At 32.7% G+C, this 14260-nt stretch carries 13 protein-coding genes, 1 tRNA gene and 1 other RNA gene; 6 read left to right on the forward strand and 9 right to left on the reverse strand.

The annotated features are described in order from the left end of the window. Window positions 1-41: 41 nt before the first annotated feature. The gene (locus DNU06_RS14365; protein ID WP_111064194.1) at window positions 42-908 is read right to left on the reverse strand and encodes a sigma-70 family RNA polymerase sigma factor; all 867 of its coding nucleotides are present in this window, start codon (window positions 906-908) and stop codon (window positions 42-44) included. A gap of 193 nt (window positions 909-1101) precedes the next feature. Next, on the reverse strand, window positions 1102-2364 hold the full coding sequence (locus tag DNU06_RS14370) for an NAD(P)-dependent oxidoreductase (protein WP_317048248.1): 1263 nt from the start codon (window positions 2362-2364) through the stop codon (window positions 1102-1104). A gap of 81 nt (window positions 2365-2445) precedes the next feature. On the opposite strand from DNU06_RS14370, the gene ssrA reads away from it, so the two are divergent. The 4 genes from ssrA (at window position 2446) to DNU06_RS14395 (ending at window position 4995) form a co-directional block, all read left to right on the forward strand. Next, window positions 2446-2847: a transfer-messenger RNA gene (ssrA, locus tag DNU06_RS14375) on the forward strand. A 96-nt stretch (window positions 2848-2943) separates the two neighbouring features. After that, window positions 2944-3297, forward strand: a complete 354-nt coding sequence (locus tag DNU06_RS14380; RefSeq protein WP_111064195.1) for a four helix bundle protein — start codon at window positions 2944-2946, stop codon at window positions 3295-3297. A 353-nt stretch (window positions 3298-3650) separates the two neighbouring features. After that, window positions 3651-4502, forward strand: a complete 852-nt coding sequence (locus DNU06_RS14390) for a UbiA family prenyltransferase (RefSeq protein ID WP_146239261.1) — start codon at window positions 3651-3653, stop codon at window positions 4500-4502. Then, window positions 4489-4995, forward strand: a complete 507-nt coding sequence (locus DNU06_RS14395; RefSeq protein WP_111064197.1) for a hypothetical protein — start codon at window positions 4489-4491, stop codon at window positions 4993-4995. The genes DNU06_RS14390 and DNU06_RS14395 overlap by 14 nt, the downstream gene beginning before the upstream one ends. Here the strand turns inward: DNU06_RS14395 and DNU06_RS14400 are convergent. From DNU06_RS14400 to DNU06_RS14410, 3 genes are read right to left on the reverse strand one after another with little or no spacing between them, the layout of a single operon-like run. Continuing rightward, complete coding sequence (locus DNU06_RS14400) at window positions 4942-7056, reverse strand: efflux RND transporter permease subunit (RefSeq protein WP_111064198.1); 2115 nt, start codon at window positions 7054-7056, stop codon at window positions 4942-4944. The genes DNU06_RS14395 and DNU06_RS14400 overlap by 54 nt on opposite strands. Before the next feature lie 14 nt (window positions 7057-7070). Continuing rightward, on the reverse strand, window positions 7071-8003 hold the full coding sequence (locus tag DNU06_RS14405; protein ID WP_111064199.1) for a hypothetical protein: 933 nt from the start codon (window positions 8001-8003) through the stop codon (window positions 7071-7073). Then, window positions 7993-9606, reverse strand: coding sequence for a hypothetical protein (locus DNU06_RS14410; protein WP_233503043.1), 1614 nt, complete (start codon window positions 9604-9606; stop codon window positions 7993-7995). Before DNU06_RS14410 ends, DNU06_RS14405 begins: the two co-directional genes overlap by 11 nt. Window positions 9607-9718: 112 nt before the next feature. Between DNU06_RS14410 and DNU06_RS14415 the strand changes: the two genes are divergently transcribed. Beyond that, the gene (locus DNU06_RS14415; protein ID WP_111064201.1) at window positions 9719-10309 is read left to right on the forward strand and encodes a hypothetical protein; all 591 of its coding nucleotides are present in this window, start codon (window positions 9719-9721) and stop codon (window positions 10307-10309) included. 1 nt (window position 10310) lies between these two features. On the opposite strand, the gene DNU06_RS14420 is transcribed toward DNU06_RS14415, so the two are convergent. Both DNU06_RS14420 and DNU06_RS14425 read right to left on the reverse strand, forming a co-directional pair. Further along, window positions 10311-11789 carry an NAD(P)/FAD-dependent oxidoreductase gene (locus DNU06_RS14420; protein ID WP_111064202.1) on the reverse strand — a complete coding sequence of 493 codons (1479 nt, stop codon included), beginning with the start codon at window positions 11787-11789 and terminating at the stop codon, window positions 10311-10313. Further along, window positions 11786-12805 (reverse strand): NADP-dependent oxidoreductase, encoded by a 1020-nt coding sequence (locus DNU06_RS14425; RefSeq protein ID WP_111064203.1) that lies wholly within the window; start codon window positions 12803-12805, stop codon window positions 11786-11788. Before DNU06_RS14425 ends, DNU06_RS14420 begins: the two co-directional genes overlap by 4 nt. Before the next feature lie 173 nt (window positions 12806-12978). Here DNU06_RS14425 and DNU06_RS14430 point away from each other — a divergent pair. After that, window positions 12979-13052: transfer RNA gene (locus DNU06_RS14430), tRNA-Ala, on the forward strand. A 246-nt stretch (window positions 13053-13298) separates the two neighbouring features. Here DNU06_RS14430 and DNU06_RS14435 read toward each other — a convergent pair. Both DNU06_RS14435 and DNU06_RS14440 read right to left on the reverse strand, forming a co-directional pair. Then, a complete protein-coding gene (locus DNU06_RS14435; RefSeq protein WP_111064204.1) occupies window positions 13299-13868 on the reverse strand; it encodes a DUF6252 family protein in 570 nt (189 codons plus the stop codon). Between the two features lie 52 nt (window positions 13869-13920). Further along, the gene (locus tag DNU06_RS14440; protein WP_111064205.1) at window positions 13921-14259 is read right to left on the reverse strand and encodes a LytR/AlgR family response regulator transcription factor; all 339 of its coding nucleotides are present in this window, start codon (window positions 14257-14259) and stop codon (window positions 13921-13923) included. Window position 14260: the final 1 nt, after the last annotated feature.

The raw sequence follows: 14260 nt of genomic DNA on the forward strand, positions 1-14260 counted from the left end.
ACTTAAAAAAAGAGCCGCCCAAATAGGCAGCCCAATAATCATTAGCCTAAATAGGCTTTTAATAATTTATTTCTCGACGTGTGTCGCAATCTTCTAATCGCTTTTTCTTTAATTTGTCGAACACGTTCTCTGGTTAAATTGAATTTTGATCCAATTTCTTCCAATGTTAATCCGTGATTCATACCAATTCCGAAAAATAACCTGATGATTTCTCTTTCTTTATCTGTTAGTGTAGATAAGGAACGTTCGATTTCTTTTTGTAACGACTCTGCTAATAATAATCTATCGGCATCTGGGGAATCATCATTCGCCATCACATCCATTAATGTACCGCCATCTTCACTTGAAGAAAGTGGTGCATCCATGGAAACATGTCTACCCGCTACTTTCATACTCTCTTTAATCTTGTCTTCCGGTACTTCCAATACTTCCGCTAATTCTTCCGCTGAAGGTGGCCTTTCGTACTCTTGTTCAAGCTTAGAAAAAGCTTTGTTAATTTTGTTTAATGACCCTACTTGATTTAAAGGTAAACGAACAATTCTTGCTTGCTCAGCTAAAGCTTGTAAAATTGATTGACGAATCCACCATACGGCATAGGATATAAACTTAAATCCTCTTGTTTCATCAAATTTTTGTGCTGCTTTAATTAAGCCTAAGTTTCCTTCGTTTATTAAATCTGGTAAAGTAAGTCCTTGATTCTGATACTGTTTAGCAACTGAAACAACAAATCGTAAATTAGCTCTAGTTAGTTTTTCAAGTGCCCATTGGTCTCCTTGCTTGATTCTTTTGGCTAATTCAACTTCCATTTCAGCAGTTATTAGTTCTTCCTTACCGATATCCTGCAAGTACTTATCTAACGATTGACTTTCACGATTGGTAATTGATTTTGTAATTTTTAACTGCCTCATTTTACTTTATAATTTATTTAATTAATAAACCGACTGCAAATCTAAGCTAATAATAGATACGTGTCAAGTATTTATTTGTAATTAAATTGCAATGGATATAGTTTTAACTATTTTTTTTGTAAATGGTTTCATTTTAGGGTAATTATTCTGGCTTTTTTTAACACAAATTTTAATTTAAGTCAAGGCCAAGATATTACTCTATTCCTGCAAGGTATTCTTTTAAATAAGCAAACTTAGGGGTTAACTCTCCATTTAAATTGGTTTCACTTGCTCTTTCAATAATGCCATCCTCATCTTTACCAAAAAGGCTTGGTAAAATGTTTTTGAGTAATTCATTACCAAAGTCTTCAGAAGCATCTTTAGGTAGTTCACATGGTAAGTTATCTACCGCCATGACGCATATTACACCCTCTTTCTGGTAATCATCTTCTTTTTCTGTGGTCGGATTATAACCGTATAATGGCTCAGCAATAGTCGAAGGTCTAATGGTTGAAGCAACAGGACCATCAATATCGCAAGAAATATCAGCAACTACTTTTGTTTTTATGGCAGGATCCTTCAAATCCTCTCTCGTAAAAATAAATGGAGAAGTTGCCCCCCAATAGTGACAGGCAATGTACATGTCGGCAGTTTTTAAATACCTTTTAAAAGTAGATTTATGCCCTATTCCAGACGCGTAAAAAGCATAACGATCGAAATTAGAGCCATCTGATTTTTCAAAATAGTCATCCACATCTAATTGCGTATAAACTGGTTCTTCAAACGTTTTATTTAAAAAATCTGCCGCATTTACTTCTTTCAATTTTAATTTTTCTAAAATTTCTCTTGCACCGTGGCCAACTCTTCCATAGCCAGTTAATACAATTTTAGTGTCCTTTGGAAGAACTACTTTACTTAATTCTCCTTCCATTTCAACTCGGTCCTCGCACAAGTTAGCTGGTTTTAAATCATAAGTTTGTTGCTTTTTTCCAAAAGCTAAAAACCCGTTATAAGTGCCAACAATGCCAGCGTACCTTCCAAAACCAATTAAGCGTGTTTCATTTTTATTGGTCAAAACTTCATAGTCGACTAATTGGATTTTTTTATCCAAAATGGTTTGAAGAAGCGCTCGGTTATAAGGTTGTTTTTTATAGGTGTGTGAGAAGAATAAGTAAGTTTTATTCGGAATTAAATCGGCTTTATTGACCTCTTTTACTCCCATTAAAATGTCACAATCTGAAACATCATCCACCACCTTGATCCCGGCAGCAATATAAGCTTCGTCTTTTATTTTCCTTACTTTACTCGATTGTACAACAATGTCTACATGTGGATATTGTTGTGCAATAGTTGCACATTGTGCTGGGGTTAATGGAACTCTTTTATCTGGAGGGGTTTTACCTTCTCGTATAATGCCTAACTTCATTGGTTGGATAATCTTTTTATTTGAATAGGCTATAATAACTAAAATTTTCAAAAAAATGATGCTTTTTTAGGAATTTTAAGTTGAAAAATACTGGTTTCATTAAATTTTGGATTAGTTTTGTATCAGTTCTTTGGGGCCGACTTGGATTTGACAGCATCTGATTTGGAATGTAAGCATGCCGAGTAACGTACACACACTCGTAAATCAGAGGTACATACAGAATAATTGACAACAATAATTCTTACGCGTTAGCTGCGTAATTAAACCAAGTTTAATTACCTTAATTCCCCCCAAGTATAGTAAGGGGAACTGACTGTCCTCGAGGACGCCCGCCTAAAGTGGACTCGATCAAGGGCATTAAAATTTTGGGATAGTTCAATGGGAGTCTCGACTATTGGATAAAATTAAGAGAAGTAGGGTAAAGGTAGGGTGTTTGTGTCCAGTCTTTATCTGAAATTAAATCACAGAATAAGCACGTAGAAATCATTTTAACTCTTTGTTTGGACGCGGGTTCGATACCCGCCGGCTCCACAAAACAGATTTGAGTGTGAGTTTCGAGCAAGAGCGAGAAACTTGCACACAAAAATGTTTTGTCCCTCATTACTCTTGCTCCAACACAAACTGAAAAGTATGTTCGATTTTGAAAAATTAGAGGTTTACTCAAAAGCAAAACGGTTCAACAAATCGGTGACAATTTTTCTTGCTTCCTCTAAAGTTGATAAAACTACCAAAGACCAATTACGCAGGGCTTCTTTTAGTATCCTGCTTAATATTGCTGAAGGTTCGGGGAGATTTACAAAACCAGATAAACGAAATTTTTATATCATAGCTAGAGGTTCTGCTTTCGAATGTGTGGCAATTTTTGATTATTTAAAAGATATGGACTCGATAGACGAGTCTGTTTTTAGACAGTATTATACTTATTTGGAAGAGATTTCAAAAATGTTATTTGCTTTAATCAAGGGCCTTTCAAAACAGATTTGAGTGTGAGTTTCGAGCAAGAGCGAGAAACTTGCACACAAAAATGTTTTGTCCCTCAGAACCCTTGCTCCAACACAAACTGAAAAGTATGTTCGATTTTGAAAAATTAGAGGTTTACTCAAAAGCAAAACGGTTCAACAAATCGGTGACAATTTTTCTTGCTTCCTCTAAAGTTGATAAAAATAGATGCTTATTTCTAGCTGTTATTTTCAGCATTCGAAAATATACGATATTCACCATGAATACAATTAGTTGTAGAATAATCAATTGTCAAAACTATAAAATTAGTTTTTAAAATGTATGAAAAATAAAATGGTTAGTTTAGCTGACATGTTTATCATACCAATAGTTATTGAGTGGTTAAAGGTATCCAATCTATGAACGAAGTCAATTTATTTTCACAAAGAGTGAGAAGACTATCCATGTTTTTAATAGGGGTATTGTCTTTGTTGTTCGGTGGAATTATTTTAGGAGAAAATTTTGATTTAAATCAGTGTATAATTTTATCTATTGCTGCTGTTTGTGGTGTCATGCTGTTGTATGATGTTAAAAATAAATTACCTAATGAAAATTGGTTCAAAATTTTAATATGGTTTTTAAAAATCAAATCAAATGCACTATTTGTTTGGATACTTTTAGTCCTTTTTCCTTTTGCATTCAAGTATTTATCCATCCTTAGTTTTGTCTTATTAACCGTAATTATGGTTCTTGGTGTACTGTATTCCCTTCCGCACAGAATTGGAAAAATAACGTTTAAACTTAAAAATATCTTGTTTTTAAAAAATATTCTAATTGGCTTGGCTTGGGGGGGACTAGTTATTGTTGGTGCAGGTTCAATTCATAGTCAGGTTCTTTACCTAGCGGGTTTTATGATGCTGCAGGTATTTTTGGGGAGTATAATACGTGATCTTGCAGATGTAAAAAGCGATAATAGTAATGGCGTAAATAGCTTGCCTGTTGCTTTTGGTATTTCTAATACCATTTGGATTATGCACTTTATTAATCTGTTGTCCTTATTATTTTTATTTCGCCAAAATGATTTTCAATCTAATGCCGTTATTTTTGTTTTAGTAACTTGGAGATTGCTTAATTTAATTTTTATAAAAGTTTTTGGGGTGAATAAACATTTGATTCAGACATTTAACTTAAGCACTTGTTATTTATTTTTTATAATTTTATTTATTCAACATTATTATGAACTTAATTGAAGACGTAAATCCCTTTTATTGGGCAACTATTGTATTGGTTTCCACTACTGGGTTTACCATCTTGTGGCTGTTGGATGCTGTAACACATAAACACTTAGTGCATGTTGATATTACGGATAAAGAACTGCAAACGCATAGAAATATTCTTCTAGCCTCTGTATTAATGGAACTTTCACTAGTTTGCATGTATTGGTGGTCAGTGGAAGTACTTCCTTTTTTTATCACCTTTGTCATAGTTCGGACCGTTCATGAATTTATTGATGAACTGCATTTTCATACTGGCAGGTGTACAGCATATGAATCAAGCTTACACTTAGGCATGTGGGTTTTTGTTTTTATTAAAACAATTGCTCTTTTTATGTGGGGCTTTTTTAGCCAATATAAAGGGGTTGAAAATTTACCTCTGATTTATTATGTCTGGGGTGGAATAGTGTTAATATTAATGTTTTTTGTCAGTATTGCGGAGTGGAGAAGAGGGAAGTTTACTTCCTAAATCTAACAAAAATGGCAGCAAGGTTAAATCGGCAATCATGGTAGAAAGAAAAACCAATGCCGATACATATCCAAATGTTTGACAAGGTTCAAAACTACTCAGTAAAAAAATTAAAAATCCAATGACTAAAATTATAGAGGTGGTTAGTATTCCTTCTCCAAGTTCATCATCATCTTTCTTTAAAATTTGCTTTCTATAAATAACATGCAAAGTATCGTCAACGATAATGCCAAGACAGACTACTGTGGTAATTGCAGTGAGGATATTCAAGTCCAGTTTTGCAAAATAAAATATAATGGCAATAAATGATAAGGGAATAATATTGGCAAAGATACTGATGAGGGTGATGAGGAATGATTTGGTAAGTATCAAAAAGCAAAGAAAAATAAAGATAAATGAAAATAATAAGGAGTAGAATAAGGATTTTGCAACACCTTGATTGACCTCGTCAATTAATAAGGCCTTGCAATAAATAGTGGTGTGGTATTCATTATTATATTGATTTAAAATTTCTATTATTTGATTGTTAACAGATTGTAGATCGTTTATGTTTTTCAACCTAACTTCCACTCTGTAAGTTTGCTTGTCTTCACTTCTATATGGGTTATTTTTTGAAGGTAAACGAATGGCATTTGCAAATGGTCCGAATCGTGTTTTAAATTTAATTTGATCTTGAATTGATTTTATTGTGCCAATTGCTTCCAAGTTCTTTAATTTATTGACAATACTTAAAATGTCCTTTTCAATCGCTTTAGAATTCTTTGAATTACTTACTGAATCCTTTTCAATTAATATGGAAATTGCAAGTTGCGAATTAAATTTATCGGATAGTTCTTTTCTGTTTTCTGATATAGCTGTATTTTTAGGGATAAAGCTATCGAAATCGGTGTCAAATGATAACTGTCCAATGAGTGGTATCGAAAGTAAAGCGATAAGTATTAAAATATATGAAATTGGTTTTCGTTTTTGCTTAAAATAGGCCAATAGTGATTTTAGCTTGCTTTTAGGAATGCTTTTTGGTTTTAATTTCTTTAAGAGAAAAGGAGAAATCATGTAGGTTAAGAAGAAGGATGGCATGACCGAAAAAGAGACAATTAATCCAAAGTTTTGAACATTTTCTGCATCATTTAATAAAAATGAAAAGAAGGCAATAGTTGTCGTTAATGAGGTTAGAAAAGAGGGGACAATATATGATTTCATGGTGCCAATGATACGTTGTTCGGGATTAATTTCCGTAGCATTATAATAGCCGGTTAAAAGATGAATAGCATCTGCTAAGGAAAGCACTAAGATAATTGGAATTGCAAGTGCTGTAATTAGGTTGATGGGGATATCGAGAATGGTAAACAAGAAAAAAGTTGGTGTAATCGAAATTAGCAAAATAATAACCGCGTACAATAATGCAGCAAAGTTGCGGTAAGTGTAGATAATAAATAAGGATAAGAGTAAAATAATGATTGCCGATATCAGTAGCACGTCTTGACGTAGTGAGGTTGCAATTTGTGCTTCAACATGAAAAGTACTCATGCATTTAATATCTTTAATGCCATTATAATGCATATGGATAATACGATTAAATTTAGCCAGGTCAAAATTTTCCTTGGATGTTAACTTTACAACTAAAAGAAATGATTTTAAATCATTACTGATCAAATCTTGAATTATTGGTATTTTCGAAGCCTTTTCTAGTAAGGGCCATATACTATAATTGGAATCTAATTCGTTTTGAAATAATGTCTTTGCTTGGTGTATGGAAACAACCTCTATGTGAGGTAGAGAGTCCTTTAAGTTTTGTTCAATTTCAAGTAAACTATTAAAAATATTATTCGTACGCGTGTTTTCGGGTATTATTTCTACTTCAATTATTTCGGAAAGCTTAAAAAATGTGGCAACTTGCTCACCTGCCTTATAATATTTTGTGTTTTCAATATTTAATCCAGAAAGCTGTCCATCTATCGGTGGTATGCGAGAACTTAAACCCAATAAAATAATGAGTATAGAGGAGAAAATGGTGTATTTTGTACTGTGTCGATATAAGTGGTCAACCCATTTTTTAAGCATTGCTAAATCCGATTTTATAGTTTACTGAATAATATACAGGCTTGTTTATATTTAGAGTCTTTTTTCCAACTTAAATTAAAACGTTTCATTAAATATTTTTCATAAAAATAGAGTATACTTGAGCCCATCTCTTTTTGGTAGTATTTGTTTTCAACTTCATATTCTAATATTTTCACATTTAGTATTTTACCATTTATTTCTTTGAAAAAGACGGAGCTGTCAAGAGAAGACTCTAATAACCAGTTGTATTGCCTGTTTTCTTGGAAAAACACAGGTAATTTGTCAATTTTAATTTTATTTTGTCCAATGGTGAATTGACTTTGATTATTTGCATAAATATGACTTCTGAGTCGAGTGGATTTACCAAATAATTCAGGTTTTAAACTTTGTATGTCGGTTACTTTAAAGCCTAGAGCAATCAGTTTTTGAAATGGTGCAATTGCACCATTTGCTTTAAAATGTATCCAACGCAGTAGCATGGAAACGGCATTTTGTGTTGCAGTCGTTTTAAATTCACTATGGTTTTCAAGGGGATAAAAAATACTGTCTAATATATCTGTTAGAGGAATCCATTTTTTATGTCCTTGTACATAATAAAAATACAATTCTTTTTCCTCCACTTCCATTCTTAAGGAGTTGATACTATCCATTTCATTTTTTAACTGGAAAGCATAAGTGCTGTTGGTAGAATCTACCATACGCTTCCTAAACCGAAGAGATAAATTATTTTTTAAAAGTAATTGACTAGGCGTGTCTAAGTAAATGTCTAAATAAATATCCTTAGCATGAAAATGAGTTAATAATGCTTCGTTCGATTCCTTTGACAGTATAAACGATTTAAAAATTTCAAAGTTTTGAATGGCATACTTTCTTTGTTCTTCGGTTTGACAAAAACTAAAGAAAGAGGTGGTAAGTACTAATAATATGATAAAAGATTTAATTCCCATAATTTCTCAAACGTCCTTTTTTATTTAGAAAACTTTCAGGGTTTTCTTTTTTTTCATAGTCTATAATTAATTGACCATTTTTTACCACTTCAACTTCTTTATAAACGATATTAACCTTTTTATCAAAAGGTATTGGGTGAGGATCTGTGATGTTAAAAGCCTTAAGAATGGAAGCTCGCCTTGAAGCGAGTTTATGGAAATATAATACTGCAATGGGATAAGGCCAATGGGCTTTTTTAATCATTTTACGCAGATTGTATGCATCTATTTTGGCAATTTTATTTGCCATCCAAAGTAAATCATCATAGTTTGCATTTTTATAAAATGGTAGCATTGCATTGATTCGATTCGTACACACAATTTTATTTTTTTTCCTTTTTACAACTTCCCAAGGAAGCTCATTTACCAGTCCAACCTTAAAATCTCGATTAAAAGGGTTTATACTTACTCCTAAACTGGTTCCTAAATCCGAAAAAACCGCAGACATTTTATACTTGTAATTGCCTAAATGAACTGTCGTTAACAAAGTGTTTGCTTCTCGGGTGTCCCAATTACCAATAAAATGATGCGCAAGTAATGCACCTTTTAAGGCTTTTCGATTAGCATTGGAGGCTTCAAAAGGTAGAAAAGAGCCAATACGCTTTACGCGGTCAGGTCTTGCCTCAATAGAACATTTAAAAAAACGTACATACGGTTTGCCAATAAAGGGTGCAAGTTGTTTGTTAATGGCTGCCATTTCTTTTGAAATTATGCCAAAATTGGAGACAAATAAAGATAAGTCAATATGGTAAATATTATAAATAGCTGCTAGTAGTTCACTTGCGTTTTTCACAGGAAGGTCTTCCTCAAAAACAAGTGTGAGCTTATCTTTCCCATAAAAATAGGGATGGTCAACATCATAGCCTAAAGCAGCAAAAATTCGAGAACCTAAAATATCTGTATGTACTTCATCTCCCCATTTCAAAACCCATTCATTATCCAAATCTAAATCCCTTGTGTTAATTTTTGGTGCAGATCCACTTAAACTTAGTGATTTAAATAAAACAACCATTTCTTTCTTTTGTTTAATCTTCTTTTGTTTGGCTAAACTGGCAAACTGTTTGTGTAATGGAATGTTCTGGTTTAAATTACTGTAAAAAGGTGAGTTTTTAGGTGCAAAGTTTAGGGCAGGATTTTGATTTGGTATTTTATATTTAAATATATTTTTGCTCCGATATGTAGCATAAAGCATGTCCAGTTTCTGGTAAAAGGATACTGTTGTTTCTGCATTTCGGATTGTTTTTTGTTTGAAAGATGCTTCTAAAAAATATAATTCAAAAACAATATTGATTATTTCTGTATTTATTTTTTGATGATCTTGGTAATGACATTCACAAATTTCACTCAAGTGTTTTACATGCCTGATAAATGCATTTTTTCGCCTTGGAATAGTTTGATTGTCATATAGGCGAATATCTCTGTTTGTTAAAAAATTACTTGTATTTCTTAACACTTTTAAATTGATGTAACCATGAAGGAAAAATGAATCAATCGAAGGTGGGATAAATGGTCGATCACTAGGTCCTTTATCAAATTGTGTAAAAGCTGATAAAGCATTTAACATTAGGATTAAAGAGAATGTGACAGTCTTAAGAAACATAGTTTGAAGCTACAAAAATAAATTATTAAAGTGGTTATTTATCTCTATCTTTAACAAAACCCATAAATTAAAAATAATGAAAAATTTATTATATGGATCAATCATACTTTTATTACTATTCACTAATGTTTCCAATTCGTTTTGTCAAAATGATTACAAAGAAAGAAATTGGCAAATAGAGGTGGAACCTTCTTTGTTTTTATTGAAAGGTTATAGCTTCCAAATTGGAAGATACTTAACGGAAAGTAAAAGATTAAATATGGCACTTTACAGTGCAGCTGGTAATGTGCCTGAAATCTTAAAACAAAATATTTTTTCTAATTTGGAAGTGACAGATGATCTTAGAATTGGCTTGCAAATTGCTTTAAATACAAGGTATAGGTTTAATGTTTTTAAAGATAAAGAAAGTAATCCTTATGTTGGTTTAATCACGGGTTGGGAGTATTTTAGTCTGAATAATTCAGTAAAAGAAGAATTAAGAATTGATGTGTTATTACTAACGCCTTATGTGGGTGCTGAAATATACCTCTATCAAAATATCTTATATGTAAATCCACAATTAAGATTGGTTACTTATTTGAATACAAAATATAGTATTAAAAATAGGGTGGAAAAAGTGAATAGTGTTTTGTTTTTACCACAAATTTCATTAGGGATAAGGTTTTAATTTAAGGCTTAAATAGAAACTTTAATTCTTTTAATTCTAGCTTAAAATAGGCCCATAGTGATTTAAATAAAAGGTGGATGGGGACAAAAATAAAACGCCAGTTTTTAGGAACACGTACACTGGAATAAGTAATCTCATTTTTTCCAATCACTGAAATACGCTTTTGAGCGGTTCTTCTCTCGATAATTTTATCAAACCTTTTTGTAAAATATTTTAATCCAATTCGCTCTATTAAATTAAAAGTTAAGGGTTCTTTTAACCTGTTTTTGAAAAGAACGGAGGGAAAAACTATCCATCCAAAATAAATGTAGTTCCCTTGTTTTAGCCATGCAGAAAATATATCATAAGAATGCATAAAATCATAGGCTTTTACATAAATGCTAAGGCGTGACGAATAGGCTTTGTAAAATGTTTTACTGTATTTTTTCCAAGCGTTGGCTTTGAATTTATTATTGCTTTTATCTTCGGTCAATAATTCTGCTAACCAAATAGATTGCTGACCAATGAGTTCCATTCCTGGACTAATTAAAGGGTCAATAAAAGCGCCACTGTCACCAATGAGTGCAATACCTTTTGAATAAAGCTTGTCACAAACGTAAGGGAGTGCTTCTACGTGATTGATTTTACTTCTGCTTGCATCTTTTGTTATTATAGAAAGTTGTGCATCTGTTGAAATTTGATCTATAAAATAGTTTTCATAATCATTGAAATGCACTTTGTTTTTGTCGAATACAACACCAATACTGGTAGTTGTTTCGTTCAGTCTAATAATCCACCACCAACTACTTTTTCGCATTAAATGGGTGGTACTGAATTTTCGTAAACCAACAGCATTCTTGTCCCAATATGCATTCGTTTTTGTATCCCATGTTGTTTCAGGTGCGATATTTTTGAAATGCGCCGTGATTGCGCCTGTTTTTAGTGGAATATTTTTAAAATTCCAATTTAATTTATTTGCAATAAACCTATTTCTTCCTGAACCATCTACCAACCACTTTGATTGTACAATTTTTAAAACATTTCCTGTTTTTATTTTTAAAATATTTTCGAAATCTCTAAAGGAGGTGTCGATTATGTTGACGGGACGATAAACAACGGCACCTTTTGAAACCACTTCGTCTAACATTTGTTGGTCAAAAATACTTCGGTCTAAATGGTATCCATTTATTAAACCTGGCAAAGTGGGACTAGCAAATTCAGCTATTCCAGAAAGGTCATTTTGGTTCGATTCATTAAAAAGAAAACGAACTCCGGTCTTTTTAGTGTGTGCTTTTAAAAGGTGTTTGATGTCTAAGGAATCCACAAAGACAGCAGTTAAATCTACAAGTGACTCACCAACTTTTTGCGGAAAAGTTTCATTTTTTTCTAGGATTAATATTTTAAAACTTGGGTTTATTTTGTAAATCGATAAGCAAAGGAATGTGGAAGACACGCCAGCGCCAATAATAATTAAATCGTATATTTCTTTGTCTTCCTTCAACTTATTACTGCTTCTTTTATCTTTATGGTTACTTTCCCTTTCGCCCTATTGGTTCTCAAATATGCTAAAGCTTCTGCTGCTTTCTCAAAAGGAAATTCCTTGTCGTTGACGGGCTTAATTTTTTCTGACTCAATGAGTACGCGGATGTAATTTAATTTTTTTTTGTTTGGGTAGCTCCATACATGTTTGTAAAATACACCTTTTCTTTTCATCCGATACATTAAAATACTTCCTTTGATTTGAAAAAGGATTCGAAAGAACTTCGAAATACCAACTTTTTTTAAGGTGGCATCATCATGGTGACCAGCAATTGAAATAATTTTACCTCCTTTTTTTATCACTGAAAGTGCTTGTCTAGTATATTTTCTACCAAGGGTGTCGTAAACAACATCTAGGTCTTTTACTATTTTTCTATAATCTTGCTTTTTATAGTCAATCACCACATCTGCACCTAAGGATTTTACCAATGCAACATTTTTAGTACTGGTAGTAGTATACACATAAGCACCTAAATACTTTGCGTATTGAATGGCAAATGTCCCAATACCACCGGATCCTGCATGAATTAAAATTTTTGAACCTTTTTTTATATTAGCTACCTGAAAAGAATCTAAAACGGTACAAGCAACTAAAGGCAGTCCAGCAGCTGCAGCGAATGTTGTGTTTTTTGGTTTAAGTGCCACCATATTAGCCCTGACCAGAATTTGTTCTGATATGGTACCCATTTGGTCCCAAGGTACTTTTGAATAGACTTTGTCTCCAATATTTAAATCCGTTACTGCATCTCCTTTTTTAACCACAATTCCCGCAAGGTCGAATCCCAAAGGAAAGGGTCGTTTTGGCTTCATGATAATTAATGCCAATCCAAAAATTATTTTCTGATCGATTGGATTCAATCCTGCTGCATAAGTTTCAATGCGTACTTCATCCCGTTTTGGATCATCAATTTCTCGTTCAAAAAATTTGACATTTTTGTTAATACTTAGACCATACCGTGTTAAAAAAAGTGCTTTCATGAATAAGTAAAGTTAATATCTTTATTGAGTGCAGGTTTTGAAAGGTGCATGATAAAATTAGACATTCTTTCCCTAAATACGACCTAGTTTAATTCCTCATCCTTTAAAGATGAGATAGCTACTGAATTAAAAAAATAAAATTATATTTGTAATGGTCCTGTATGAAATATAATGGGGGATTAGCTCAGTTGGCTAGAGCGCTTGCCTGGCAGGCAAGAGGTCACCGGTTCGAATCCGGTATTCTCCACAAAACAGATTTGCGTGTGAGTTTCGAGCAAGTGCGAGAAACTTGCACACAAAAATGTTTTATCCCTCGTTACTCTTGCTCCAACACCAACTGAAAAGCAAAACGGTTCAATAAATCGTTGACCATTTTTCTTGCTTCCTCTAAAGTTGATAAAACCACCAAAAACCAATTACGCAGGATACTTTTAGTATCATGCTCAATATCGCTGAGGGTTTATAAAATTACTTTCTGTTCTAAAGTTATGATCTATGGACGGTTGTAGTTCCATTGACTGTCAAAAATTCCTTTTTTTACATAAACGGTATCTATGGAGTCGTGACTGACTGCAGTAAAGCTAAATTCACCTGAAATCGTTTTATTAATGGTGTCGAAGTTTGTAATGTTTACAAAATTTGGACCTAATGTACTGTCCAACCAAAAGGTACATATTCCAATGTCGTTTGAACGATAGTAACAAATTAAATCAGGACTTCCGTATGTATAGATTTGTTCATCTATTAGTGGATAGGCCCCCGTGTTGTGAACCCCCTTTAAGTTTAAATGTAGATGACTTAAATAATTAAAGTGCTTTATGTTTAGAGTTTGAAGTTGATAAGAACTGTCATGTGTATTGTAATTGGAAACAAATTCTAACTTCCTTCTCCATCCAAATTTTGCATATGGAATGTAAATTGAATCATTGATATAACAGCCTAAAGTATTTTGTCCGTCCGTCGTGGATTCAGGCAATGTAATATCTACATATTGTTTTTCACATGAAATACTTATGGTGCATAGGATTAAGATTGTTATGGTTGTCAATAACTTGTTAGTCATGTAGTAAAGATAGTTTTTTTAATCCGATTTTAAAAAGAGATGATTAAACCCGTCAATTCTTGATGTAATTGGCTAAAAACTGTTCCTTATATACGCCTCCAATTGGAATTATTTGATTGCCTGCAAGATGAATTTGCTTTCCTGATGCCTTTTCAATTTTTGAGACATTGACTAAATAAGACTTGTGTACGCGTATGAACTGAAACGGCTTTAGTTTTTGTTCCCAATACGAAAGTGTTTCGGAACTTAAATCTTTTTTTGTCGATTGATAAATTTCAGTAGAATCCGTGTCCGATTTAATAAATACAACGTCATTACTGTTGATCGAAATGTAATCGTGTCCTGATTTGATGAAGAAATTTGAGTGATTGACGTTTTTCCTTTGATCCATT

It is taken from the genome of Putridiphycobacter roseus (assembly GCF_003234935.1).
Taxonomy (GTDB): Bacteria; Bacteroidota; Bacteroidia; order Flavobacteriales_D; family Crocinitomicaceae; genus Putridiphycobacter; species Putridiphycobacter roseus.

Bases quoted from the DNA above. Each gene is read 5' to 3' on its own strand.
- DNU06_RS14365 (WP_111064194.1), bottom strand. From the start codon at position 908: ATGAGGCAGTTAAAAATTACAAAATCAATTACCAATCGTGAAAGTCAA.
- DNU06_RS14380 (WP_111064195.1), top strand. From the start codon at position 2,944: ATGTTCGATTTTGAAAAATTAGAGGTTTACTCAAAAGCAAAACGGTTC.
- DNU06_RS14395 (WP_111064197.1), top strand. From the start codon at position 4,489: ATGAACTTAATTGAAGACGTAAATCCCTTTTATTGGGCAACTATTGTA.
- DNU06_RS14400 (WP_111064198.1), bottom strand. From the start codon at position 7,056: ATGCTTAAAAAATGGGTTGACCACTTATATCGACACAGTACAAAATAC.
- DNU06_RS14405 (WP_111064199.1), bottom strand. From the start codon at position 8,003: ATGGGAATTAAATCTTTTATCATATTATTAGTACTTACCACCTCTTTC.
- DNU06_RS14410 (WP_233503043.1), bottom strand. From the start codon at position 9,606: ATGTTAAATGCTTTATCAGCTTTTACACAATTTGATAAAGGACCTAGT.
- DNU06_RS14415 (WP_111064201.1), top strand. From the start codon at position 9,719: ATGAAAAATTTATTATATGGATCAATCATACTTTTATTACTATTCACT.
- DNU06_RS14425 (WP_111064203.1), bottom strand. From the start codon at position 12,805: ATGAAAGCACTTTTTTTAACACGGTATGGTCTAAGTATTAACAAAAAT.
- DNU06_RS14435 (WP_111064204.1), bottom strand. From the start codon at position 13,868: ATGACTAACAAGTTATTGACAACCATAACAATCTTAATCCTATGCACC.
- DNU06_RS14440 (WP_111064205.1), bottom strand. From the start codon at position 14,259: ATGGATCAAAGGAAAAACGTCAATCACTCAAATTTCTTCATCAAATCA.